23 protein-coding genes are annotated in these 23196 nt (G+C 71.7%); 15 read left to right on the top strand and 8 right to left on the bottom strand.

The window, feature by feature from the left end; genetic code table 11:
• Window positions 1–15: 15 nt before the first annotated feature.
• The 8 genes from MZC64_RS21605 (at window position 16) to MZC64_RS21570 (ending at window position 5842) form a co-directional block, all read left to right on the top strand.
• On the top strand, window positions 16–324 hold the full coding sequence (locus tag MZC64_RS21605) for a hypothetical protein (RefSeq protein ID WP_247758562.1): 309 nt from the start codon (window positions 16–18) through the stop codon (window positions 322–324).
• Between the two features lie 48 nt (window positions 325–372).
• Window positions 373–798, top strand: a complete 426-nt coding sequence (gene msrB, locus MZC64_RS21600; RefSeq protein WP_247758563.1) for a peptide-methionine (R)-S-oxide reductase MsrB — start codon at window positions 373–375, stop codon at window positions 796–798.
• Window positions 799–966: 168 nt separating this feature from the next.
• Complete coding sequence (locus tag MZC64_RS21595) at window positions 967–1899, top strand: TIGR04222 domain-containing membrane protein (RefSeq protein ID WP_247758564.1); 933 nt, start codon at window positions 967–969, stop codon at window positions 1897–1899.
• Window positions 1900–1942: 43 nt separating this feature from the next.
• Complete coding sequence (locus tag MZC64_RS21590) at window positions 1943–2848, top strand: TIGR04222 domain-containing membrane protein (protein ID WP_247758565.1); 906 nt, start codon at window positions 1943–1945, stop codon at window positions 2846–2848.
• A 36-nt stretch (window positions 2849–2884) separates the two neighbouring features.
• Complete coding sequence (locus MZC64_RS21585; RefSeq protein ID WP_247758566.1) at window positions 2885–3754, top strand: TIGR04222 domain-containing membrane protein; 870 nt, start codon at window positions 2885–2887, stop codon at window positions 3752–3754.
• Entirely contained in the window at window positions 3751–4566 is an 816-nt protein-coding gene (locus MZC64_RS21580; protein ID WP_247758567.1) for a DUF692 domain-containing protein, read from the top strand. The genes MZC64_RS21585 and MZC64_RS21580 overlap by 4 nt, the downstream gene beginning before the upstream one ends.
• Entirely contained in the window at window positions 4563–4952 is a 390-nt protein-coding gene (locus MZC64_RS21575; RefSeq protein ID WP_247758568.1) for a hypothetical protein, read from the top strand. The genes MZC64_RS21580 and MZC64_RS21575 overlap by 4 nt, the downstream gene beginning before the upstream one ends.
• Before the next feature lie 326 nt (window positions 4953–5278).
• On the top strand, window positions 5279–5842 hold the full coding sequence (locus tag MZC64_RS21570) for a TetR/AcrR family transcriptional regulator (RefSeq protein WP_247758569.1): 564 nt from the start codon (window positions 5279–5281) through the stop codon (window positions 5840–5842).
• 12 nt (window positions 5843–5854) lie between these two features.
• On the opposite strand, the gene MZC64_RS21565 is transcribed toward MZC64_RS21570, so the two are convergent.
• Genes MZC64_RS21565 through hemE form a run of 4 tightly spaced genes read right to left on the bottom strand, consistent with a single transcriptional unit; the run spans window position 5855 to window position 9723 of the window.
• Window positions 5855–6487, bottom strand: coding sequence for a class I SAM-dependent methyltransferase (locus tag MZC64_RS21565; RefSeq protein WP_247758570.1), 633 nt, complete (start codon window positions 6485–6487; stop codon window positions 5855–5857).
• A 16-nt stretch (window positions 6488–6503) separates the two neighbouring features.
• Window positions 6504–7199: a hydrogen peroxide-dependent heme synthase gene (hemQ, locus tag MZC64_RS21560; RefSeq protein WP_247758571.1), complete on the bottom strand. Its 696-nt coding sequence runs from the start codon at window positions 7197–7199 to the stop codon at window positions 6504–6506.
• Complete coding sequence (gene hemG, locus MZC64_RS21555) at window positions 7187–8650, bottom strand: protoporphyrinogen oxidase (protein WP_247758572.1); 1464 nt, start codon at window positions 8648–8650, stop codon at window positions 7187–7189. Before hemG ends, hemQ begins: the two co-directional genes overlap by 13 nt.
• Complete coding sequence (gene hemE / locus MZC64_RS21550) at window positions 8647–9723, bottom strand: uroporphyrinogen decarboxylase (RefSeq protein WP_247758573.1); 1077 nt, start codon at window positions 9721–9723, stop codon at window positions 8647–8649. The genes hemG and hemE overlap by 4 nt, the downstream gene beginning before the upstream one ends.
• Window positions 9724–9818: 95 nt before the next feature.
• Here hemE and MZC64_RS21545 point away from each other — a divergent pair, with 95 nt between their 5' ends.
• Window positions 9819–10382 (top strand): DUF3000 domain-containing protein, encoded by a 564-nt coding sequence (locus tag MZC64_RS21545; protein WP_247758574.1) that lies wholly within the window; start codon window positions 9819–9821, stop codon window positions 10380–10382.
• 37 nt (window positions 10383–10419) lie between these two features.
• Here the strand turns inward: MZC64_RS21545 and MZC64_RS21540 are convergent, their stop codons facing one another.
• Window positions 10420–11463, bottom strand: a complete 1044-nt coding sequence (locus tag MZC64_RS21540) for a dipeptidase (RefSeq protein ID WP_247758575.1) — start codon at window positions 11461–11463, stop codon at window positions 10420–10422.
• A gap of 317 nt (window positions 11464–11780) precedes the next feature.
• Here MZC64_RS21540 and MZC64_RS21535 point away from each other — a divergent pair, with 317 nt between their 5' ends.
• Both MZC64_RS21535 and MZC64_RS21530 read left to right on the top strand, forming a co-directional pair.
• The gene (locus MZC64_RS21535; RefSeq protein ID WP_221490790.1) at window positions 11781–12434 is read left to right on the top strand and encodes a response regulator transcription factor; all 654 of its coding nucleotides are present in this window, start codon (window positions 11781–11783) and stop codon (window positions 12432–12434) included.
• A 236-nt stretch (window positions 12435–12670) separates the two neighbouring features.
• On the top strand, window positions 12671–13945 hold the full coding sequence (locus tag MZC64_RS21530) for a ribonuclease D (RefSeq protein WP_247758576.1): 1275 nt from the start codon (window positions 12671–12673) through the stop codon (window positions 13943–13945).
• Between the two features lie 159 nt (window positions 13946–14104).
• On the opposite strand, the gene MZC64_RS21525 is transcribed toward MZC64_RS21530, so the two are convergent.
• Window positions 14105–14842, bottom strand: coding sequence for an NYN domain-containing protein (locus tag MZC64_RS21525; RefSeq protein WP_247758577.1), 738 nt, complete (start codon window positions 14840–14842; stop codon window positions 14105–14107).
• Window positions 14843–15032: 190 nt separating this feature from the next.
• On the opposite strand from MZC64_RS21525, the gene MZC64_RS21520 reads away from it, so the two are divergent.
• Together MZC64_RS21520 and MZC64_RS21515 are read left to right on the top strand one after the other, a co-directional pair.
• A complete protein-coding gene (locus MZC64_RS21520) occupies window positions 15033–16274 on the top strand; it encodes a thiolase family protein (protein WP_247758578.1) in 1242 nt (413 codons plus the stop codon).
• On the top strand, window positions 16271–18385 hold the full coding sequence (locus tag MZC64_RS21515) for a 3-hydroxyacyl-CoA dehydrogenase NAD-binding domain-containing protein (RefSeq protein WP_247758579.1): 2115 nt from the start codon (window positions 16271–16273) through the stop codon (window positions 18383–18385). Before MZC64_RS21520 ends, MZC64_RS21515 begins: the two co-directional genes overlap by 4 nt.
• A gap of 115 nt (window positions 18386–18500) precedes the next feature.
• On the opposite strand, the gene MZC64_RS21510 is transcribed toward MZC64_RS21515, so the two are convergent.
• Window positions 18501–19331: an NAD(P)H-binding protein gene (locus MZC64_RS21510; RefSeq protein WP_247758580.1), complete on the bottom strand. Its 831-nt coding sequence runs from the start codon at window positions 19329–19331 to the stop codon at window positions 18501–18503.
• Window positions 19332–19412: 81 nt separating this feature from the next.
• Here MZC64_RS21510 and MZC64_RS21505 point away from each other — a divergent pair, with 81 nt between their 5' ends.
• Entirely contained in the window at window positions 19413–20345 is a 933-nt protein-coding gene (locus MZC64_RS21505) for an AraC family transcriptional regulator (protein ID WP_247758581.1), read from the top strand.
• A gap of 71 nt (window positions 20346–20416) precedes the next feature.
• Entirely contained in the window at window positions 20417–21991 is a 1575-nt protein-coding gene (locus MZC64_RS21500; protein WP_247758582.1) for a CehA/McbA family metallohydrolase, read from the top strand.
• A 94-nt stretch (window positions 21992–22085) separates the two neighbouring features.
• Here MZC64_RS21500 and MZC64_RS21495 read toward each other — a convergent pair whose 3' ends face one another.
• The gene (locus tag MZC64_RS21495; protein ID WP_282108266.1) at window positions 22086–23189 is read right to left on the bottom strand and encodes a HAMP domain-containing sensor histidine kinase; all 1104 of its coding nucleotides are present in this window, start codon (window positions 23187–23189) and stop codon (window positions 22086–22088) included.
• Window positions 23190–23196: the final 7 nt, after the last annotated feature.

The following is a 23196-nucleotide window of genomic DNA, read 5'->3' as shown; positions in this document are numbered from 1 at the left end:
GCTACCGTTGCGGGTATGCGCGCAGCAGCACCGGACGACGAGCCGCAGGGCCCGCCAGGGCGGTTCGGTGAGGACCTGGTGGGGTTGGACCCCCACGATCCCGAGGCGCGGGCCTTCGCCCAGCACCTCGACCGGATCGAGCACGCGCCCAAGCCTTACACCGTGGAGGGCTACCTGGCCGGGGTCAGCGAGTTCGCCGATTCGGCCAACCGGGTCGGCGGCGGCCGCAGGCTCACCGCGGTGGTGCTGGCCGGGCTGATCGTGCTCGGCCTGATCCTGACCTTCACCGGCGCGCTCAACACCATCCTGTTGTTCCTGTTCTGAAAGATCCGCCCACGGGCACCCCCGGGCGCGGCGTATTAGCGTGGTGGCATGGATCAGGGTCCGAAGGTCGTCAAGACCGAGCAGGAGTGGCGGGAGCAGCTCACTCCCGAGGAGTACCGGGTGCTGCGCCAGGCGGGCACCGAGCGGGCGTGGACCGGCGAGTACACCGACACCAAGACCGCGGGCGTCTACGAGTGCCGGGCGTGCGGGGCCGAACTGTTCCGCAGCGACACCAAGTTCGAGTCGCACTGCGGCTGGCCGTCCTTCTTCACCCCGCTGGCCGGCGAGGCCGTCGTGCTGCGCGAGGACCGCAGCATGGGCGCGGTGCGCACCGAGGTGCTGTGCGGGACCTGCCACAGCCACCTGGGGCACGTCTTCGAGGGCGAGGGCTTCCCGACGCCGACCGACCAGCGCTACTGCATCAACAGCGTCAGTTTGCGCCTGGTCGCCGCCCCGGAGTCCGAGGAGAGCTGATCGGCCGCTCGGCGTAGCTGTGTAACGGCCGGATTTCGTTGTGGTTGAGCGAAATCCGGCCAAGCTCAAGCCTTCCCTAAGTTCTGCCCAATCCTGTATCAAATACTCTTGTCCCGATGTGACCCAGACCGCACCATGAGGCTTCCTTGCTGGTGAGAGGGGGTCACGATGGACAATCCATGGGGACTGACCGGCCCGGAGTTCTTGCAGTTGTACGCCGTCGGACTGGCGGTGGCGCTGGTGCTGGCGGGGTGGATCCGGATCGCGGGGAGGCGACCGGACGCCCACGCCACCACCCAGGTCGGCGAGGTGACCACGGTCGAACTCGCGTACCTGGTCGGGGGCTCGTCCCGGGCGGTGGAGACCGTGGTCGCGGGGCTGCTGGAACGGGAGGCGCTGCGGGCCGCCAGGGGCGGTTATGTCAGCGGCACCGGTCCGCTGCTGCTCAAGGACCCGGTGGCACGGCAGGTGCGGGAGTACACCGGGGACACCGGTCGCGGCACGCTGCGGTTGCTGGTGCACCGGGTCGCGGACAGCCAGGCGGTCACCGATGTGGGCGCCCGGCTGGTCGACCGCGGACTGCTGGTGCCGCCGGATCGGTTGCCCGGCATGGGTTTCCGCTCGGCGCTGCCACTGATCGCGCTCGGCGCGCTCGGCGTGGTGCGGGCGATCGACGGCGCCAGCCGGGACTTCCCGGTCGGCTACCTGATGCTGTTGCTGGTGCTGACCGGTGTGCTGGCGGCCTTCGCCGCCTGGCTGCCGGTGGCCTGGCGCACCCAGGCCGGGGACGCCGCGGTCGAGCGGGCACTGAAGTCCACTTCGGACAGTGCGGCCGAACACGTTGCCCGGGACGGCATCGCGGCCTACCCGGACGCCTCGGTGCGTTCGGCGCTGCTGGGTCATTCGGCGCGGCAGCAGGTGCACGGAACCAGGGGCGGTCGCCGCTCCCGGGGCCTCAACGACACCGGTTTTCTGGCCGGGGGCTACGCCGGTGGGTTCTCCGCCGGTGGTGGCGGTGGCGGAGACAGTGGCGGTGGGGGCGGCGGGGGCGGCGGCTGTGGTGGGGGCGGGGGTGGTTGCGGCGGCGGTGGCGGCAGCTGACGCGCTACCGTCGCCCCAACCAAGAGCGACGCGAGGTGGGGGTATGACCGAGACCTGGGGCCTGACCGGCCCGCAGTTCCTGCTCCTGTACGGCATGGGGCTGCTTGTCTCGATCGTGGTGGCCGTCTGGGCCCGCCGGTCCGTCCGGCGGGCCGAGGCGGCCCCGGGAGCGGGGCGGCTCAGCGCGGACGATGTGGCCTACCTGGCAGGCGGTGGCGACCAGGTGGTCTTCACCGCGGTGGCCAGGATGCTGGAGGCGGGCAGCCTGCGTGCCTCCAGGGGCAGCTGGCTCAGCGTCACCGGCCTGGCCGCCCAGCACCCGCTGGACCGGGTGATCCTGGCCGAGCTGAACGCCCGCACCTCCCCCGCTGCCACCCTCGGCAGCCTGCGCGCGAAGTACGCGGACCACCCGCTGGTTGGTCAGGTCCGCAACCGGCTGGAAACGCTGGGCCTGGTGGTGCCCCGGCGGCGGCAGGCGCTGGCCCGCCTGCGCGGCGCGGCGGCCTTCGGGTTGCTGTTGCTGATCGGGGTGGCCCGGGTGGTCGACGGGGTCGGCAACGGCAGGCCGATCGGCTACCTGGCCGGGTTGCTGGGGCTGACCGCGCCGGTGGCCCTGGTCCTGCTGATCACCAAGATGAACCGGCTCACCCTCGCGGGCGAGCAGACGCTGAACCACTTCCGCACCAACGTCTTCCGCAAGCCCGCGGCGGACGATCACGACCAACTGGCACTGATCGGTGGCGCGGCCATGCTGGTCGCGCTCGGCGGGCTCGCCGCGTTCCCGGACGAGACCGTCAGCCGGGTGCTGGCGCTGCCGTCCTCCGGCGGCGGCTCCAGCGGCGGCAGTTCCTGTTCCGGCAGCAGCTCGTCCAGTTCCAGCAGCTCCTCCTGTTCCTCCTCCTCCGGCGACAGCGGCGGGGGTGGCGGCGGAGGCGGCTGCGGGGGCTGATCCCGTAACTCACCACGGCACCCTGGGGGTGGCGACATGCACAACACCTGGGGCCTCACCGGCCCGGAGTTCATCGGTCTCTACGTACTGGCGCTGATCATCACCGTCGCGGTGGCGATCCGCCGCCGCCTGGCCGCCCGCAAGCTCCCGCCCGGTCACCCGACCGCGCCAGCGCTGACCGCGGACGAGGCGGCCTACCTCGCAGGCGGCACCCGCAGGCTGGTGGAGACGGCGCTGGCCCGGCTGGTCGCCGGCGACGCGCTGCGGGTCAGCCGCGGCAATCCGCCCGCGGCCACCGGCAGGCCCGCCGAGTCCACAATGGACGCCCGGGTGCTGACCGCGGTGCGGGACCGCAAGACCAGGGTCGGCGTCGAGGACGCCACCCAGCAACTCGACCGGTCCCCGGAGCTGCGCGAGTTGCGGCAGCGGTTGCTCTGGGCGCACCTGCTGGTGAGCACGGAACGCTCCCGCGCGTGCCGGATGGCCGCGGCCATGGTGTTCCTGCCGATCGCGCTGATCGGCGCGCTGCGACTCTCCGACGGGGCCAGCAACGGCAAGCCGATCGCGATCCTGATCTTCCTGCTGGCCGTGACCACCGTGCTCGCCCTGGTCATCACCCTCGTGCCGGGACCGAGGGCGACCACGCTGGGCCAGCGCGCGCTGAACAGCGCCCGCGCCGACGCCCACCGTCGCAGGCTGGCCGGCGTCACCGCCGGTGGCTTTGTGGCAGGCGATGTGGTGCTCCTGGTGGCACTGAGCGGAATGAGCGGCCACCCGGACTCGGCCGTGGCCTCGGGCCTGGCCACCGACGGCGGCGGTGGGGGTGGCGGAGGCAGCGGCTGCTCCGGTGGCGGCGGCGGTTGCAGTGGCGGCGGTGGGGGCGGCGGCGGAGGTTGCGGCGGATGAGTGGAATCCCGCGGCTGGGCGTCGGCATCGGCTGGCGCCCGGAGATCGACCTGACCGTGGAACGCCTGCCCCAGGTGGACTTCGTGGAGGTGGTGGCCGAGAACCTGTCCGGCCCCACCCTCCCGGAGTCCCTGGAAATCCTGCGCGCCAGGGGAATCCCGGTCCTCCCGCACGCGGTCACGCTGTCCCTGGGCGGCGCGGATCCCGTTGTGCCGGACCGGGTCCGCCACCTGGCCGAGGTAGCCGAACGCCTGGGCGCCCCGTTGGTCAGCGACCATGTGGCCTTCGTCCGCGCGGGCGGCCTGGAAGCCGGCCACCTGATGCCCGTCCCCCGCACCCGGGACGCCCTCAACGTCCTGTGTGCCAACGTCAAAGCCGCCCAACAGGACCTCCCGGTCCCACTGGCCCTGGAGAACGTCGCGGCCCTGATCGAGTGGCCCGGCAACGAGTTCACCGAAGCCCAGTTCCTCACCGAACTGGCCGACCGAACCGGCTGCCACCTCCTCATCGACGTGGCCAACCTGCACGCCAACAACCTCAACCTGGGCACCAACCCCGAGGAATTCCTCAGCACCCTCCCGCTGGAACGCCTGGCCTACGTGCACGTCGCCGGCGGCACCACCGAACACGGCCTCTACCACGACACCCACGCCCACGCCGTCCCCCAGGAAGTCCTCGACCTACTGGCCGACCTGTGCGCCCGGGCAACCCCACCCGGCGTCCTGCTCGAACGCGACGACGCCTACCCACCGGACGCCGAACTGGCCGCGGAACTGGCAGCCATCCGCGCCGTGGTCGAGGCCCCCAGATGACCACCCCCGACCGCACCCGCCTGGCCAAGGCCCAGGCCGAACTCCTCCAAGCCCTCCTGGCCAACGGCCCGGCACCCGCGGGCTTCGACCCAGCCCGCCTGCATGCCCAATCCCTCGCCCTACGCGCAAAACGCCGCCGGGTAACCGCCGCCCTCCGCCCAGACCTCCCCGAACGCCTGGGCCCCCGCTTCCGCCCCCTGTTCGACGAGTACGCCACCACCCACCCCCGCCACGAAGGCACCGGCGCCCGAACAGACGCCAACACCTTCGCCACCTGGCTAACCCAATCCGGCCACCTCCCCAAACCCCGCCGCCGCTGGTGGCCCCGCCGCGCCACAACGGCCAACACCCCGTACAAGAACGGCCAACACGCCGACAAAGCCTGAAACCCCACCGGCGTGTTGGCCGTTGTGGACGGTGTGTTGGCCGTTGTCGTACGCCGGGTTGGCCGTTGTGGGCGCGCCAGGCGGCGACCGTGGGGAGCAGGCGGGCGAAGCCCGGAGCCAGGCGGTTCCAAGCCCCCGCGACCGGGCGAAGCCCGAACAGGCAGCCGGGCTGGCTTTTCAAACCCTCCCCGAGCGGTTCCCCATCCTTTGATTCCTGCCCGTCCGGCGAGAACGCCCTTGATCTTGACCTTCGCCCTTGACTTTGATCTTGCTCGCCAACCACGCCACGACTTGACCACGCCAAGTGTGAGTGGTTTATTACTCACATGAGCCCCACCGGACGAGTCCTCTCCACGGCCGACGAACGGCGGGAGACCGTGCTGCGCACCGCGGTCGGCGCGTTCGCGGCCAAGGGCTACTACGGCACCACCACCACCGAGGTCGCCAAGCTCGCCGGGATCTCCCAGGCCTACATCTACCGCCTCTTCCCCAACAAGGAAGCGCTGTTCGTGGCCGTGGTCCAACGATGCTTCGACCAGATCCAGGAAGCCCTCACCGGGGGCGCGGCGGCGGTCGAGGCGAGTGCGCCCGAAGTCGTGCTCAGCGCCATGGGCGAGGCCTACGCCCGCCTGGTCGCCGACCGCGATCTACTGCTGCTCCAGCTGCACGCCCAGGCCGCGGCCGCCTCCGACGAACTCGTGCGGGCGGCGGTGCAGCGGGGCTACGCGCGGCTGGTCGAGTACGTCCGCGACGCCTCCGGCGGCACCGACTACCAGGTCCAGGAGTTCTTCTCCCGCGGAGCGCTCTGCCACCTGGTGGTGGCCATGGGCGCCGAGCAGGTGGACGCGCCCTGGGCGGAAACCCTGTCCGCGGGCATCCGGCACTACTGAGACGCGCGCGACTCAGCCGGCCGCGAGGGCCCAGCCGGTGACGAACGGGCTCACCTGCCGCGTGGCCACCACCTTCAGCCCGGCCAGCGCCGCCGCCCGCCGCCACTCCTCGCTCGGGTAGAACTGCCACGCCCCGGGCCCGAACGCGGCCAGGGTGCGCACGGTCCGGTGCTGTTCGATCAGCACCATCCGGCCGTCCGCGCTGAGCAGCCTCCTGGCCTCGGCGAACAGCGCCTCGCGCTCGGCCGGTTCGCGCAGTTCGTGCGCGGCGAACACGGCCAGCACCACGTCCACCGAACCCGGCCTGCCGGGCAGCGATTCCGGGCGGGCTGGGACCACCCGCACCGTCTCCGGGCGGAGCAGGCTGACCACGGCCCGCCGGTGCGCGATCACGTCCACGACCAGGCCGCGGGCGGGGGCCAGCACGCTGCGCAGGGCGGGCACCGACTCGTCCACCCCTGCGGTGACCAGCAGGAACCGGCGCAGGTGCAGGGGCAGCAGTTCGTGCAGCCAGCGCCAGCGCTGCAGTTCGGCGCCGCGCCGCAGGCTCACCGCGGTGGCCAGTCTGGCCAGCGCGAACCAGGTGGCACCGGCGAGGGCCGTCCAGGCTCCCGCGGCTACGGCGACGCGAACTGCCTTGCGCATCAGCACTTTCCAGGGGCTAGGGCAGGTTGGTGATCAGGTCGGCGACCGGGAGCCGGGTGCCGGTGTAGAACGGAATCTCCTCGCGCACGTGCAGCCGCGCCTCGGTGCCGCGCAGGTGCCGCATGAGGTCGACGATCCGGTGCAGCTCGTCCGCCTCGAAGGCCAGCATCCACTCGTAGTCGCCGAGGGCGAAGGAGGCCACCGTGTTGGCCCGCACGTCCGGGTAGTCGCGGGCTTCCTTGCCGTGGTCGGCGAGCATCTTGCGACGCTCTTCCTCCGGCAGCAGGTACCACTCGTAGGAGCGGACGAACGGGTACACGCAGATGTACTTGCGCGGCTCCTCCCCGGCCAGGAACGCCGGGATGTGGCTGCGGTTGAACTCCGCGGGCCGGTGCAGCGCCACGTTGCTCCACACCGGGGTGCTGGCGCGGCCGAGCGGGGTGGTGCGGCGGAAGCCGTTGTAGGCCTCCTGCACCTGCTCGATCTCCTCGGCGTGCCACCAGATCATGAAGTCGGCGTCGGCGCGCAGCCCGGCGACGTCGTAGACGCCGCGGACGACAACGCCCTTGCCCTCCAACGACTCCAGGTACTCCGCGGTGGCCGCCCCGGCCTGCGCGCGGTCCTCGGGCAGGGCGCCCTGCTGGATCCGGAAGACCGACCACATGGTGTACCGGATGGTGTCGTTGAGTTCGTTGTAGTTCAGGCGGGCCATGTCCCCATACTCGCACCAGTCGGGCGGCGGGCGACGGCCAGGTGAGTGGCGACACGGGTCGCCGCGGCCTGCCCGGTCGCGATGCAGGCCGGAATGCCCACCCCGTGCAGGCTCGCGCCCGCCACGGCCAGCCCCGGCACCTCGGCCACGGCGGCCTCGATCGCGGCCACGGTCGCGGTGTGCCCGAGCGCGTACTGCGGCAGTCCGCCGCCCCAGCGCCGCACCACCGAGTCCACCGGCTCGGCCCGCACCCCGGTCAGTTCGGCCAGGTCCGCGCGCACCGCGGCGATCAGCTCGGCGTCGTCGCGTTGCAGGGTGGCGGTCTCACCGAAGCGGCCGACCGAGGCGCGCAGCAGCGTGCCGCGCTCGGCGAAGTGACCCCACTTGCGGCTGGAGAAGGTGAACGCCTTGGCGGTGAACGGCGTGCCGTCCGTGTGTTTCTCGCCGACGGCCAGCAGAACTCCGGACGCGGCAGGCAGTTCTGTGTCCGGCGGCAGTGCGAGGGCGAGCACCGCCATCGAGGAGACCTCGATCCGCCCGTAGGCCGCGGCGGCGGCCGGGACGTCCTCGGCGAGCAGTTTGCGCGCGGCCGGGGCGGGCACGGCCAGCACCACGGCGTCGGCGTCCAGGAATTCCGGACTGGCCGCCGAACCCAGTTCGAGGCGCCAGCCCTCGGCGGTGCGGCGCAGTCCGCGCACGGTCACGCCCAGCCGCAGCTCCGCGCCCGAGGTCTCGGCCAGCCGGGCCACCAGGTCGCCCAGGCCGCCGGTGAGGGTGCCGAAGACCGGCGGCCGGGTCTCACCTGGCTTGGGGCCCGGACCGAGCGTCTGGGCGGCCGCGGCGGTCAGCGAGCCGGCGCCGCGTTCCAGGGCGTCGACCAGCGGCGCCATCGTGGCGCGCACGCCGAGGCCCTCGGCGCGGCCCGCGTAGACCCCGCCGAGCAGTGGTTCGGCCAGCCGGTCCACCACCTCCGGCCCGAACCGGGTGCCGAGCAGGTCCGCGACCGTGGCATCCCACCCGGGGCCGTCCGGGCGCAGCGGCGGCAGCTCCGGTTCGGCCATCGCCCTGGCGAAGCCGTCCGCGCTGAGCACCTCGCGCAGCAGGGCAGGCTCGGCGGGCACGCCCAGGAAGGTGCGTGCCGGCAGCGGCCGGGTGGCCCCGCCGGCCCGGATGGTCGGGGCCGCCCGCAGCGGGTGCCGCAGGCCCGCGGTCAGGCCGAGTTCGGTGACCAGCTCCAGGCCCTCGGTGCGGCGGGTGACGAAGGCTTCCGCGCCCACGTCCACCGGTCCGCCCGCCAGCTCCTCGGTGCGCAGCTTGCCGCCGAGCCGGTCGGTCTGCTCCAGCACGGTGACCCGGACCTGCTCGCCGAGCAGGCCGCGGAGCCGGTGCGCCACGGTGAGCCCGGCGATGCCGCCGCCGATCACCGCGACCCGCTGCGCAGCGCTGGTCATGGCCGCAGGCCGTGCACCAGCTCGACCGCGCGGGTGATCTTCCCGGGGTCGGTCTCCGGCAGCACGCCGTGGCCCAGGTTGAAGATGTGCCCGGCCGCGGCCCGGCCTTCGGCGCCGATCCGGTTGATCTCGCGCGCGAGCACGTCCTCGCCGCTGAAGAGCACGGCCGGGTCCAGGTTGCCCTGCACCACCGGCTTGGGCAGGTCCGGCCGGGCGCTGGTCAGGCGGTCGACCGCCTGGTCAAGCGGCACCCGCCAGTCCACGCCGACCACGTCGTTGCCCGCCTCGCGCATGGCCACCAGCAGCTCGCCGGTGCCCACGCCGAAGTGGATCCGCGGCACGCCCGCCTCGGCCAGCCCGGCGAAGACCTTCGCCGAATGCGGCAGCACGAACTCGCGGTAGTCCCGTTCGGAGAGCGCGCCTGCCCAGGAGTCGAACAGCTGGATCGCGTCCACCCCGGCCTGGACCTGCACGGACAGGAAGGTCAGCGCCATGTCGGCGAGGTGGCCGAGCAGCGCGTGCCAGGCGGCCGGGTCGCTGTACATGAGCGCCTTGGTGCGCTCGTGGTTGCGACTGGGCCCGCCCTCGATCAGATAGGAGGCCAGCGTGAACGGCGCGCCGGCGAAGCCGATCAGCGGCGTCTCGCCCAGCTCCTTGGTCAGCAACCCGACCGCCTCGGCGACCGGGGCGACCTGCTCGGGGTCGAGCACCGGCAGCTTCTCCACGTCGTGGATGGAGCGGACCGGGTTCGCGACCACCGGGCCGGTGCCGGGCACGATGTCCAGATCGACCCCGGCGGCGGCCAGCGGCACCACGATGTCGCTGAACAGGATGGCCGCGTCCACACCGTGCCGCCGGACCGGCTGCATGGTGATCTCGCAGACCAGCTCCGGCATGAAGCAGGAGCGCAACATCGGAATGCCCTCGCGGACCTTGCGGTACTCCGGCAGGGAACGGCCGGCCTGGCGCATGAACCACACCGGGGTCCGGCTCGGCGTGCCGCCACGCGCGGCGACCAGCAGCGGGGCTTCGGGAAGGTCTCGACGCGCCGAGACCTGGGCAGCGTTAGTCATCTCCCTCCCATGTTCCCACGGGTTCAGGACTGCTCTTGTCCGGCGTCGGCGTGGCTACCGACGCACCCGCTCCGCGCGGCCTAGAGTTCGCCAACGTGACCGGGATATCGGGCGAACCCGAGGTGTTCCGGCAGGCTGTTGCCGCGTTGCGGTCGATGCATCCACGACCCGAGGTCGAGCTGGGCGAAGTCCGTGCCCCGCAACGCCTCGCGCCATGGAGCTTCGCCCTCAGCGCCGAGGCCAACGGACCGGCCGGGGAGCTGGCCACGGGCCGGTTGGTGCTGTTGCACGATCCGGACGGGGCCGAAGCCTGGGACGGGGTGCTGCGACTAGTGGCCTACGTCCGGGCCGAGCTGGACACCGAGCTTGCCGCTGACCCACTGCTACCGGCGGTGGGCTGGTCCTGGCTGACCGAGGCGCTGGAGTTGTCCGGGGCGGCCTTCACCGCGCTGGGCGGCACGGTCACCCAGACCTCCTCCGCCCGCTTCGGCGACATCTCCGGGCCCAGCAGCACCCATGACCTGGAGCTACGGGCTTCCTGGACGGCGCGGGACACCGAGCTGGCCGCGCACGCGGAGGCATTCTGCGAGCTGCTCTCCAGCGCGGCCGGGCTGCCGCCGGTGGGGATCGCGATGATCAGCCAGCGCAAGGGCGACTGACCACCGCGAGCACTCGGGCGGCGGCGGGAGCGGGCGATCAGCCGGGTCCGCGGAGTTCGGCGGCGACCTTCTCCGCCTGCTCCAGCACCCGCAGCACGTTGCCGCCCGCCAGCTTGGTCAGGTCCTGCTCGGACCAGCCGCGGTCCATCAGGTCGGCGAACAACTCCGGATACCTGGAGACATCCTCCAGTCCGTCCGGAAGTTCGCCGGTTCCGTCGTAGTCGCCGCCGATGCCGATGTGGTCGATGCCCGCGACCTCGCGCGCGTGTTCCAGATGTGCGACGACGTCGGCCCGGCCGGCGCGGCGCACCGGGTCGGCCGAGACGAACGCGGGCACGAACGTGATCATGCACACGCCGCCGTTGCCGGGCAGCTCGCGGAGCACCTCGTCCGGCACGTTGCGCGGGTGGTCGGTGACCGCCCGGCAGGAGGAGTGGCTGAAGATCACCGGCGCGGCACTGGTCTCCAGCGCGTGCCACATGGTGCTGGGCGCGACGTGGGAGAGGTCGACCAGCATGCCCAGGCGGTTCATCTCGCGCACGACCTCGCGGCCGAAATCGGTCAAACCGCCCGCGGCGGGCTGGTCGGTGGCCGAGTCGGCCCACGGCGTGTTGTCGTTGTGGGTGAGCGTCAGATAGCGCACACCCAGGCGAAACAGCGCCCGCAGCGCGCCAAGGGACTCCCCGATGCAGTGCCCGCCCTCGGCGCCGAGCAGGGAGGCGATCCGGCCGTCGGCGAAGGCGGACTGGACCTCGGCCGCGGACCGAGCGAGCCGGAGCTGTTCGGGGTACCGTTCGACCAGCTCGTGAACCAGCTCGATCTGTTCCAGCACCGCCGTCACGGCGCGATGCTCGAGGAAGCGGCACGGCACGTAGACCGACCAGAACTGAGCGCCCACGCCACCGTGGCGCAGCCGGACGAGGTCGGTGTGCAGACCGGGTTGCTCGACGGTCAGCTCGATCGCGGTGAGGTCCCCGCCCGTTTTGTCCCGAATCGCCCACGGCAGATCGTTGTGCCCGTCGACGAGCGGAACCCGCCGGAGAAGCTCCTGCGAACGGCCTAACGACCCGCTGGTTGGCATAGTGCAAATCCTTCATGTCGTTTGTGTACGGCCCGGCGTTAACCACCATCCGAGGGACCGCCCGATCGTGTGATCAGACCACGTCAAAGTGACAACCCGATCGGGACAGATACCCAATTGATCGTCCCACTGACCCGCTTGGGCGGCTACGCTCCTCCCGACGACACCACTTTCGGTCGATCGGTGGCGCGGCCGATCGGTCGAAAGTCCCGGTGCCGGTCGGGGGGCACGACCGACTCCAGGGAGGTAGTGACGTGGCTGCCGTCGGCTTAGGACAGGCCGTTCGAACCACGCCAGCCGGCACTTTGCCGGCGAACATGGTCCCGCACCCGCGGGAAGAGCTGTTTTCGGTGCTGGTGGTCGATGACCACCCATTGCTGAGGGAGGCCATTGCGGCTCGACTGATGCAGATGGGAGCCGGCACGGTGCACGAGGCCGCATCGGTGGCCGAGGCGAGGGCGCGTGCCCTGGCCACGGGGCCATGCGATCTCGCGATACTGGATCTCGGGCTTCCGGATGGGAGCGGCATTGACCTGGTCACGGAACTTCGTGCCCAGGGCTGGCCACGAATCGTGGTCCTGGCATCCTCCGATGACCCGTACGCGGTGCGTGCGGCCTTCCAGGCAGGCGCTCAGGCCTACCTGCTGAAGTCCGCCTCGCCGATGGTGGTCACCGACGGGGTGCGCAGGGTCCTCGAGGGTGGCGTCTATGCCGATCCCAGCGTGGCTCCGGTGCTTGCTGCCGGAACCAGGGTGCCCGGTACGGACAACACGCCGAGAGAACTCTCCGCGCGAGAGGTCGAAGTGCTGCAACTGGTAGCCGACGGCCGCTCGAACAAGGAGATCGGCGAAGCACTGAACCTGTCCGCGCTCACGGTGAAGTCTCACCTGTCGCGGATAGGGCGCAAGCTGGGAACCGGGGACCGGGCTCAGATGGTAGCGCTGGCCATGCGTGCCGGCGTTATCCGCTGACTCCTCAGCCGAGGGGGTTCGAGTTTCGCGGTCGGGTGCGTTGCAGAGCGCGGACACGCCCGGCACACGAAGCCTGGACCCCATGACGACCGGGGTGTGGTTGGCCGGTACGGAAAGATCGGAAAGCGTTGGATCAGCCTCTGACCAGCGGTTTCCGGTTGGCGCACCGTGCCGGTCAGCCTACTTCAGTGGATCTCGACTGTCTGAGCGCACCGTTGACGCATAGGGTCACGGCCGTGGATGTAGGCCGAACCGCTGTCAACGACTCGGGTGAGCAACCGGAACTGACGTTGCTCACCACCCCCTCCGGTGGCGTTCCTGATGTCATCAACACCGTCGATGGCGTCAGGCGGGCCGCCGCGATGCTGGCCGCCGGTACGGGGCCATTCGCGGTGGACACCGAACGTGCTTCCGGATACCGGTACTCGCAGCGGGCCTACCTGGTGCAGATCCGCCGCGAGGGCGCCGGCACGGTGCTGATCGACCCGGTCGCGGTCAATGGCCGGGTGGAAGCGCTGGCCGAGGTGCTCAACCCCGCTGAGTGGGTGCTGCACGCCGCCAGCCAGGACCTGCCGTGCCTGCACGAGCTTGGCCTGGGTCCGGAGACCCTGTTCGACACCGAGCTGGCCGGACGGCTGGCCGGCTTCGAGCGGGTCGCTCTGGGCGCCCTGGTCGAACGCCAGCTGGGCTTCCGGCTGGAGAAGGGCCACGGCGCCGCCGACTGGTCCCGCAGGCCGTTGCCCGCGGACTGGCTGGCCTACGCCGCCCTGGACGTCGAACTGCTGCTGGAGCTACGCGCCTCCCTGGAGGCCGAGCTGATCAGCCAGAACAAGCTGGCCTGGGGCCTGGAGGAGTTCGAGGCGGTGCGCACCGCCGCTCCGCCGCCCCCGCGCGCCGAACCGTGGCGCCGCACCTCCGGCATCCACCGCCTGCGCAGCCCGCGCCAGTACGCCGCGGTCCGCTCGCTCTGGCAGGCCCGCAACACCATCGCCCAGCAACGCGACATCGCCCCCGGCCGCGTCCTGCCGGACTCCGCCATCGTCGAGGCCGCCCTGCACGACCCCACCGGCCACGCCGAGCTGCTGTCCCTCCCGGTCTTCCGCGGCCGCGCCCAGCGCCGGATGGCCGACGTCTGGTCCGGCGCCCTGCACGAGGCCCGCGAACTCCCCAAGTCCGAACTCCCGGACCCCTCCCCGCAACACGACGGCCCGCCACCCCCCAACCGCTGGGCCGAACGCGACCCGGCCGCGGCGGCCCGCCTGGTCGCCGCGCGCGGCGCGCTGACCACGCTGGCCGAGCAACTGCGGATGCCGGTGGAGAACCTGGCCCAGCCGGACCTGGTGCGCCGGTTGTGCTGGCAGCCACCGGCGGAGATCGACCTGGCCTCGGTGCGCGCGGCGCTGGCCGCCGGCGGGGCGCGGAACTGGCAGGTGGAGCAGGTGGGTGAGCTGCTGGCGACGGCGTTGCTGGCGCAGCCGAAGGCAGCGGAGAAGGCCGTCGAGAAGGACTGAGGCGGTGGTGGGGGCGGGCCGACGCCTGCCTCCACCTCGGTCTGAGTCCGGGCAGAAAAAGACCCGGCCCCGTGCGGTGAAGCACGAGAACCGGGTGGTATGGGTCCATGCTAGCGAGGGCCTATTCCAGGCGCAAGCTGGGCCTCGTGTGGGCCCAGGTCACCAGCCTCGCAGCTTCTGGAACGAGCCTGTTGGGTCGACCAGTTGGTTTGCCAGGAAGTCATGACTCCTGAGTCTGCGCCACCAGTGTCGCCCGACTCCCTCGTCCCGGTCACCGCGCAGCGCGGCGGTGGTCGGCTTGACGCTGGGGTTGACGGTCGCGACCGGGACCCGCAACCGGGTCTGCGCCAGTGGGAAGCTCAGGTCGCTGTCATTGGACAGGACCATGACCGCGTCGACCTGTCCGGTCAGCACGTCGATCAGGACGTGACTGGCGACGTTCACGTCCGACCCCTTCTCCTCGAAGGTCGAGATCCGGGCGAGCAGGCCGGTGTCGCCACTGGGGCCAGGGACCTCGCGGACGGGAAGCCAGGACGGCAGGCTTCCGGCTCCAGGCGACCGGACCCGGCGTGGCGGGTAGCCCGTGCCCTGTTCGACCAGCACGCCGGATTTGGTCCGTGGCACGTACTTGCCCAGTGCCACCGTCAGCGAGGGGTTGGCCTGCCGCAATGCCGAGAGGTAGGTCTGCTGGTCAGCCAGTGAGCTGGGGTCGCCCTCCCGCTCACGCATGGCCGTGCAGTAGACGACCCGATCGATCCGCGCTCCCGGCCACACCCACGGGTTGATCAGGCCGGCGGCGAGGGCGGCGATGTCCAGCCACTTCCAGCCGGGTGTCGCCGAGCCGAGCATCTCGCGACCGCCGTAGTAGACGTTGAAGGCGTCGACGTAGACCCCCACCCCGGCACACTGCCCCCAGGCACCCGAGCAGCCGCCCGCGCCGAAGGACCGGTGTGACCCACTCGACAGCGCGAACCCCGTAGTTACCAGTGAGTAATACGCGCTAGAGTGGTGTTACCGGCCGGTAGCAGCGCAGCGGAAGCCGCCGCGGGCCGATGTCAGGGGTTCAGCACTGAGTGAGGAGCACGCCGTGGTCGCACCTGCGCCGGCGAAACCCGGCAGCGCCAGCGCGCGCGCCGTTCGGGACGTGGTCTTCGTCGACGGCGTTCGCACGCCGTTCGGCAAGGCCGGTGCCAAGGGCATCTACGCGGAGACCCGCGCCGACGACATGGTCGTCAAGGTCATCCGCGAACTACTGCGACGGCATCCGGAGCTGCCGCCGGAGCGAGTTGACGAGGTCGCCATCGCCGCGACCACGCAGATCGGCGACCAGGGGCTGACCATCGGGCGGACCGCCGCGTTGCTGGCGGGGCTGCCGAAGTCGGTGCCCGGGTACGCGGTGGACCGGATGTGCGCGGGCGCGATGACCGCGGTGACCACGGTCGCCGGCGGCATCGCCTTCGGCGCCTACGACGTCGCCATCGCCGGCGGTGTCGAGCACATGGGCCGGCACCCCATGGGTGAGGGCGTGGACCCGAACCCGCGGTTCCTGGCCGACCGGCTCGTCGACACCTCGGCGCTGGTCATGGGGCAGACCGCGGAGAACCTGCACGACCGGTTCCCGCACCTGACCAAGGAGCGCACCGACACCTTCGCCGCGGCCTCGCAGGCCAAGTACGACGCGGCGGTCAAGGCGGGCAAGATCGGCCCCGAGTTCGTCACCGTCGCCACCCGCTCCGCGGAGCACGGCTGGGGCCTGGCCTCGGCCGACGAGCCGCCGCGGCCGGGCACCACGGTCGAGGACCTCGGCAAGCTGAAGACCCCGTTCCGCCCGCACGGCCGGATCACCGCGGGCAACGCGGCCGGTCTCAACGACGGCGCGACCGGCTGCATCCTGGCCGAGGAGCAGACCGCGCGCGAGCTGGGCCTGCCCATCGGCATGCGCCTGGTCGCCTACTCCTTCGCCGGGGTCGAGCCCGAGGTCATGGGCGTCGGACCGGTGCCGGCCACCGAGAAGGCGCTCAAGATCGCCGGCCTGACCATCGAGGACATCGGCCTGTTCGAGGTCAATGAGGCGTTCGCGGTGCAGGTGCTGGCCTTCCTGGACCACTTCGGCATCGCCGATGACGACCCGCGGGTCAACCAGTGGGGCGGCGCGATCGCCACCGGTCACCCGCTGGCCTCCTCCGGCGTGCGGCTGATGACCCAGTTGTCCCGCCAGTTCGCCGAGCGCCCCGACGTGCGCTACGGCATCACCACCATGTGCATCGGCATCGGCATGGGCGGCACCGTGATCTGGGAGAACCCCAACTGGACCGGGGAGAACAAGTGAGCACCTTCACCCTTGAGGAAGCCAAAACCCTCTTCCCGGACGAGGTCGTGACCCACGCGGTCACCCGCCTGCTGCGCGTGCCCGGCCTGGCCAAGCCGGTCGCGCTGATCACCCTGGACAACGGGCACGACCACACCCGCCCGTCCACCTTCGGGCCGCAGAGCCTGCTCAGCCTGGACGCCGCCTTCACCGCGGCCACCGAGGCCGGGCCCGCGGCCATCGCGGTCACCGGCAAGCCGTTCATCTTCGCCGTCGGCGCCGACCTGTCCGCGGTGGAGAAGGCCACCTCCCGGGACCAGGCACTGGCCATCGGCCAGCTCGGCCACGACGTGTTCCGCCGCTTCACCGACTCGGCGATCCCCACCTTCGCCTTCGTCAACGGCGCGGCCATGGGCGGCGGCCTGGAACTGGCGCTGTCCTGCCACTACCGCACGCTGTCCAGCAACACCGCGGCGCTGGCGCTGCCCGAGGTCTTCCTCGGCCTGTTCCCCGGCTGGGGCGGCACCCAGCTGCTGCCGAACCTGATCGGCGCGAACGACGCGGTCACCGTGATCTTCGAGAACGCGCTGAACCAGAACAAGATGCTCAAGCCCGCGCAGGCCGCCGGACTGGGCATCGTGGACGTGGTGCTGGAATCCGCGGACTACCTGGAGCAGTCGCTGGTCTGGCTGACCAAGGTGCTCGGCGGCGAGATCACCCCGCCGCGCAAGGAGATCGACCGCGGCGAGGGCTGGGACCAGGCGCTCGCGCGGGCCAAGGCCATCGTGCACGGCAAGACCAAGGGCGCCGCTCCCGGTGCGCTCAAGGCGCTTGAGCTGCTGGCGCTGGCCCGCGAGAACGACCTGACCAAGGGCTACGCGGCCGAGACCCAGGCGCTCGCCGACGTCGTGATGAGCGATGAGCTGCGCGCCGGGCTGTACTCGTTCAACCTGGTGCAGAAGCGGGCCAAGCGCCCGGCCGGCGCGCCGGACCGCAAGCTGGCCCGCCCGGTGACCAAGGTCGGCATCGTCGGCGCCGGCCTGATGGCCAGCCAGATGGCGCTGCTGTTCGCGCGCCGCCTCAAGGTGCCGGTGGTGCTCACCGACATCGACCAGGCCCGCGTCGACAAGGGTGTCGGCTACGTGCACGGCGAGATCGACAAGCTGCTCGGCAAGAAGCGGGTCTCCCCCGATGAGGCCAACCGGCTCAAGGCGCTGGTCTCCGGCTCGCTGGACAAGGCCGCCTTCGCCGACGCCGACTTCGTCATCGAGGCCGTCTTCGAGGAGCTGTCGGTCAAGCAGCAGGTCTTCGCCGAGGTGGAGCAGCACGTCTCCGCCGAGTGCGTGCTGGCCACCAACACCTCCTCGCTGTCCATCACCGACATGGCGAGCAAGCTGGCGCACCCGGAGCGGGTCGTCGGCTTCCACTTCTTCAACCCGGTCGCGGTCATGCCGCTGCTGGAGATCGTGCGCGCCGAGCAGACCGACGACGCCACCCTGGCCACCGCCTTCGCGGTCGGCAAGGAGCTGAAGAAGTCCAGCGTGCTGGTCAAGGACGCCCCGGCGTTCGTGGTCAACCGGCTGCTCACCCGGTTCATGGGCGAGGTCATCAACTCGGTGGACGAGGGCACCTCCTTCGAGGTCGCCGACCAGGCCACCGACCCGCTCGGCCTGCCGATGACCCCGATGATCCTGCTGCAGCTGGTGGGTTCCGCGGTCGCGCTGCACGTCTCGGAGACCATGCACCACGCGTTCCCGGACCGGTTCACCGTCAGCGCGAACATGAAGAAGTTCGTGGCCGCGGGCAAGGCCGCCGTCTGGCAGTGGGACGCCCAGGGCAAGCAGAGCGTGGACCCCGAGGTCACCGCGCTCTGGGAGTTCGGCGACAAGCCGCTGACCGGCGACGAGGTCAAGAACCGGGCCCTGGAGGCACTGGCCCAGGAGATCCGGATCATGCTCGACGAGGGCGTGGTGGCCGAGGCACAGGACATCGACCTGTGCATGATCCTCGGCGCGGGCTGGCCGTTCTGGCTGGGCGGCATCACGCCGTACCTGGACCGGACCGGCATCTCGGAGAAGGTCACCGGCAAGCGGTTCCTGGCCCCCGGCGTGGCCAGCGTGCCCACCGCCTGACCAGCCCCACCGCCTGACCGGACACACCGCCTGACCCGGACGGCGGGTTGGCCCAACTGGTACGCCCAGTTTGGCCAACCCGCCGTACCAGTTGGGCCAACTGGGCGGGGATGGGTCAGCTCCAGGAGCCGGCCGCCGCGGCGGCCTTGACGTAGGCGGCGAAGGAGCGCGGCTCGCGGCCCAGCACCCGCTGCACGCCGTCGGAGAGGTGGGCTTCCTTGCCCTCCCGGATCCGCTGGTACAGCCCGGCGATCAGCTCCGCGAACTCCCGCGGCATGCCCAGCTCGACCTGCTTGTCCGCGTAGGCGGCCGGGTCCAGGTCGACCACCCGGATCTCCCGGCCCAGCTCGGCGGCGATGATGCCCACCGCCTGCGGGAAGGTCAGCAGCTCGGCGCCGGAGAGGTCGTAGATCTGCCCGTCGTGGCCGTCCTGGGTGAAGGCGGCCACCGCGACCTCGGCGATGTCCTCGGCGTCGATGAACGGCTCCAGGCCGTCCCCGGTGGCCAGCAGCACCTCACCGGCCCGCACCGCCTCGTCGAAGTAGTCCTCGTCGAAGTTCTGGTTGAACCAGCCCGGCCGCAGGATGGTCCAGGCCACCCCGCTCTCCCGCACCGCGCGCTCGGCGGCCAGGTTGTTCTCCCCCTCGAAGGTGTCGATGTCCCGCGCGGAGAGCATCACCAGCCTGCGCACCCCGGCGGCCGTGGCCTGGCGCACGAACCGGGTCAGCTGCTCGTGCTCCTCGCCGGTGGCGTCCAGCGGCACCACGTACACCGCGTCCACCCCGGCCAGCGCCGGTCCCCAGGTGGACTCCTCCGCCCAGTCGAACCGGGGCTCGCCCGAGCGGGAGGCCACCCGCACGGTGTGGCCCTGTTCGCGCAGCAGCCGGGCCACCCGCTTGCCGGTCTTGCCGGTCCCTGCCTGCACCAAGATCGTCTGCTTGCTCATGTCCGCTAGTCAAACAGCGAAAACTGAGACGATCTATGGCCAGGAAGCTCGACCGCATGTCCATCCGTCTAAGATGAGGGCATGGACGCGTTGGCTGATCTGTTGCAGGGAGTGCGGGCGCGGGGTGCGCTGTTCAGCCGGTCGATCATGAGTCCGCCGTGGGGGCTGGAGTTCCGCAACCCGGCCCGGCTGACCCTGTGCACGCTGCTCAGCGGCGAGGCGTGGATCGTGCCGGAGCACGGCGAACCGCGGCTGCTGCGGGCCGGGGACGTGGCGCTGGTGCGCGGCCCGCAGGTGTACAAGGTCGCCGACCGCCCGGACACCCCGGCCGGGGTGATCGTGCTGGACGCGGAGCGCTGCGTGCGCCCGGACGGCACCGATCTTTGCGAGCAGCTGTGCCTGGGCCCGCGCACCTACGGCGAGGCGCCGACCGGCCCGGCGGTGCTGATCAGCGCCGCCTACCAGGTGCACGGCGATATCAGCGAGCGGCTGCTCAGCGCGTTGCCGCCACTGCTGGTGCTGCCCGATGACCAGGGTCCGTGCGCGCTGCTGCGCATCCTGGAACTGGAGATCGACAGCGAGGAACCCGGTCAGCAGCTCGTGCTGGACCGGTTGCTGGATCTGCTGCTGGTGCTGTCCATGCGCTGTTGGTTCAACATGCCTGAGGCCAACCCACCGGCCTGGTACCTGGCGCTGAGCGATCCGGTGGCCGGGGCCGCGCTGCGTGCCCTGCACGCCGATCCGGCTCGGGCCTGGACGGTGGCGGCACTGGCCGGGGAGGTCGGGGTGTCCAGGGCGACGCTGGCCCGCCGGTTCACCGAACTGGTCGGCGAGCCGCCGCTGACCTACCTGACCGGCTGGCGGATGGCGCTGGCCGCGGACCTGCTGCGCGATCCGGACGAGACGGTGGCCAGGGTGGCCCGGCGGGTCGGCTACGCGGACGGGTTCGCCTTCAGCTCGGCGTTCAAGCGCACCCGGGGGGTCAGTCCGTCCGTGCACCGAGTCGCCGGTTAAACGTTTCCACCGAGTCCACCTGCCGGTCATCTCGGCTGTTTACCGTCACCCGGGCCAACCAGGAGGTCAGGATGGGTGAGGTAGGTCGCCGCGGGTTCCTGCGCGGTGTGGGTGCGGCCGCGGTGGGTGCGCCGCTGCTCGGCGCGGGCACGGCGAACGCGGGGATCGACCTGAACGTCGATCTTGATCTGGACCTGGGGCTGCCCCGGCTGCCGGGCGCGCACCGCTGGCTGGTGGGTGATCACCACATCCACACCCAGTACTCCAACGACGCGATGTACACCGTGGACCAGGTGGTCGCGGGCGCGCGGCGGCACGGCGCGGAGTGGCTGGTCTTCTCCGACCACGGGCACGTCGCGCACGAGGCGAACTCGGTGGAACCGGCGCACGCCGACATCGTGGCCGCCCGGCGCAGGCACCCCGGTCTGCTGCTGTGGCAGGGCCTGGAGTGGAACATGCCGGCGGCCGAGCATGCCACGGTGTTCCTGCCGCCCAGCCGGGACGAGGCCGCGCTGCTGCGCGAGTTCGAGCGCACCTTCGACTCCCGGCTGACCAACACCGGCGCGAGCACCCCCGCGAACGAGGCCAAGGCCCTGGAAGCCTTGCGCTGGCTGGATAAACGCGGCGGACTGGTCGTGGTGAACCACCCGTCCCGCAACGGCCGGATCGCGCCAGCCGAGCTGCGTAACTGGCATGACGCCGCCCCCGGCGTGGTGATCGGCATGGAGGGCGCGCCCGGCGCCCAGGGCGATGGCTACCCCAAACCGGACGGCAGCGGCGGTCACCGTGGCGGCTACGGCAACTCCCCCGGCGGCGACTCGTGGCCCGGTTTCCCGGCCGAGGCCTACCGCACCTTCGGCGGCTTCGACTGGATGACCGCCACCCTGGGCGGCCTGTGGGACTCGCTGCTGGCCGAGGGCCGGAACTGGTGGATCACCAGCAACTCCGACAGCCACTTCAACTTCCGCGACACCATCATCCGCCAGCCCGAGGCGGGCGACCTGTACGACCGGGTCGGCAAGCACCTGGACCCACTCCCCGGCGGCCCGGTGCAGACCCAGCCCCCGTACTGCGACTTCTACCCCGGCGAGTTCAGCCGCACCGTGGTCGGCGCGACCGAGCGCAGCTACCGGGGTGTCACGGACGGTCTGCGGGCCGGCCGGACCTTCGTCAGCCACGGCGGCCTGGTGCAGCAGCTGGAGACGCACGTCTTCGCCGAGGACCGGCTGTCCTGGCCGGTCGGGATGGGCGGACGGCTGCGGGTGCGGCGCGGCACGGACATCACCGTGGTGGTGCTGGCCCGGCTGGCCGCCCGCCCGCACTCCGGCGGCGAGCTGCCCAAACTGGCCCGGCTGGACCTGGTGCGCGGCGCGGTCACCGGCAAGGCGGCGGACCGGCAGCGCCTGCGCGCACCGGAGACCACGGTGGCCCGCTCCTACGAGCCGCGGTTCCGCGCCGGGCACGTGGTCGGGTTCCGGCACACCTTCCGCGATGTCCGGGAGTCCTTCTACGTCCGGGCCCGCGGCACCGACGGCCGCCGGCACGCCCCGGGCGGCATCGAGCCGATCCAGGACGTGGTCGGCGCGGCCAACCCGTGGCAGGACCTGTGGTGCTACGCGAACCCGGTGTTCGTCGACGTCCGCTGAGCACCCCGAGTGTTGGCCGCTCTGGTACGCCGAGTTGGCCCAAGTCGTACGCCGGCTTGGGCCAACTGGTACGCCCGGTTTGCCCAACTGGCGGTCAGGGCGCGATCGGCAGGGTGACCGTGACGTCGAGGCCGCCGCCGGGGACGGGGTCGGCGGTGACCTCGCCGCCGTGGGCTTGCACCACGGAGCGGACGATGGACAGCCCCAGCCCGGCGCCGCGGTGGGCGGTGCGTTCGGCGCCGCCGCGCCGGAACGGCTCGAACAGCTCGGCCACCCGTTCCAGGGAGATCTGACCGCCCGAGGAGGTCACCCGCAGCGTCGCGCGCTTCGAGTCGGCCTCGGTGTGGACCTTGATCCAGCCGCCGTCCACGTTGTGCCGCACCGCGTTCTCCAGCAGATTCCCCGCCAGCCGTTCGAGCAGCACCGGGTCGCCGACGGCCTGGACGGCGGGGGTGTGGAACTCGGTGTGCAGGGCGCGGTCCTGGGCGGCGGCGCGGGCGGCGGACCAGGCGCTGTGCACGACCGCGGACAGGTCAACGGGTTCGCGGACGGAGACGCCGACCGCGTCCGTGCGGGCGAGCAGCAGCAGGGCTTCGACCAGGTGTTCGGCGCGCTGGGTGGCGGTGCGCACGACGCCGGCCATCCGGCGCAGCTCGGCTGCGTCGGCGTCCGGGTCGGCCAGGGTGACGTCGAGTTCGGTGCGGACCACGGCCAGCGGGGTGCGCAGTTCGTGGCTGGCGTTGGCCACGAAGCGGCGCTGGGACTCGAAGGCGGCCTGCAGCCGGTCCAGCATGGCGTCGAAGGTGTCGGCGAGTTCGGCCACCTCGTCCCGGGGGCCGCGCAGCGCGATGCGTTCGTCCATGGACTCCACGGACAGCCGGTGCGCGGTGTGGGTGACCTCGTGCAGTGGCCGCAACACCCGGCCGGTCAGCGCCCAGGCCAGGATCGCGGTGGCCAGCACCATGCACACGAAGGCGATCGCGCCGGAGTTGAGCACGACGTCGCGCGCGTTGTCCTTGAGGATCTCGTGCACCTGGGAGGGCGGCAGGTCCTGGCCGAGCACCCGGATCTTGGCGTTCGGCGGGAAGGTCGGGTACTGGTCGACCACCCCGCCGACCAGCATCCAGCCCAGCCAGAGCAGCAGCAGGCTGACGGCCGCCACCAGGGAGGTCGCCAGCAGAGTCAGCCGCACCCGCAGCCCCGGG

This window comes from Crossiella sp. S99.2 (assembly GCF_023094165.1).
Lineage (GTDB): Bacteria > Actinomycetota > Actinomycetes > Mycobacteriales > Pseudonocardiaceae > Crossiella.
The sequence above is the reverse complement of the archived record's forward strand: the minus strand, read 5'-3'. Positions and strand labels throughout refer to the sequence as shown.

Excerpts from the sequence above, each read along its gene's own strand:
- MZC64_RS21605 (WP_247758562.1), top strand. The coding sequence starts at position 16 with ATGCGCGCAGCAGCACCGGACGACGAGCCGCAGGGCCCGCCAGGGCGG.
- msrB (WP_247758563.1), top strand. The coding sequence starts at position 373 with ATGGATCAGGGTCCGAAGGTCGTCAAGACCGAGCAGGAGTGGCGGGAG.
- MZC64_RS21595 (WP_247758564.1), top strand. The coding sequence starts at position 967 with ATGGACAATCCATGGGGACTGACCGGCCCGGAGTTCTTGCAGTTGTAC.
- MZC64_RS21590 (WP_247758565.1), top strand. The coding sequence starts at position 1,943 with ATGACCGAGACCTGGGGCCTGACCGGCCCGCAGTTCCTGCTCCTGTAC.
- MZC64_RS21585 (WP_247758566.1), top strand. The coding sequence starts at position 2,885 with ATGCACAACACCTGGGGCCTCACCGGCCCGGAGTTCATCGGTCTCTAC.
- MZC64_RS21580 (WP_247758567.1), top strand. The coding sequence starts at position 3,751 with ATGAGTGGAATCCCGCGGCTGGGCGTCGGCATCGGCTGGCGCCCGGAG.
- MZC64_RS21575 (WP_247758568.1), top strand. The coding sequence starts at position 4,563 with ATGACCACCCCCGACCGCACCCGCCTGGCCAAGGCCCAGGCCGAACTC.
- MZC64_RS21570 (WP_247758569.1), top strand. The coding sequence starts at position 5,279 with ATGAGCCCCACCGGACGAGTCCTCTCCACGGCCGACGAACGGCGGGAG.
- MZC64_RS21565 (WP_247758570.1), bottom strand. The coding sequence starts at position 6,487 with ATGCGCAAGGCAGTTCGCGTCGCCGTAGCCGCGGGAGCCTGGACGGCC.
- hemQ (WP_247758571.1), bottom strand. The coding sequence starts at position 7,199 with ATGGCCCGCCTGAACTACAACGAACTCAACGACACCATCCGGTACACC.
- hemG (WP_247758572.1), bottom strand. The coding sequence starts at position 8,650 with ATGACCAGCGCTGCGCAGCGGGTCGCGGTGATCGGCGGCGGCATCGCC.
- hemE (WP_247758573.1), bottom strand. The coding sequence starts at position 9,723 with ATGACTAACGCTGCCCAGGTCTCGGCGCGTCGAGACCTTCCCGAAGCC.
- MZC64_RS21540 (WP_247758575.1), bottom strand. The coding sequence starts at position 11,463 with ATGCCAACCAGCGGGTCGTTAGGCCGTTCGCAGGAGCTTCTCCGGCGG.
- MZC64_RS21535 (WP_221490790.1), top strand. The coding sequence starts at position 11,781 with ATGGTCCCGCACCCGCGGGAAGAGCTGTTTTCGGTGCTGGTGGTCGAT.
- MZC64_RS21510 (WP_247758580.1), bottom strand. The coding sequence starts at position 19,331 with ATGAGCAAGCAGACGATCTTGGTGCAGGCAGGGACCGGCAAGACCGGC.
- MZC64_RS21505 (WP_247758581.1), top strand. The coding sequence starts at position 19,413 with ATGGACGCGTTGGCTGATCTGTTGCAGGGAGTGCGGGCGCGGGGTGCG.
- MZC64_RS21500 (WP_247758582.1), top strand. The coding sequence starts at position 20,417 with ATGGGTGAGGTAGGTCGCCGCGGGTTCCTGCGCGGTGTGGGTGCGGCC.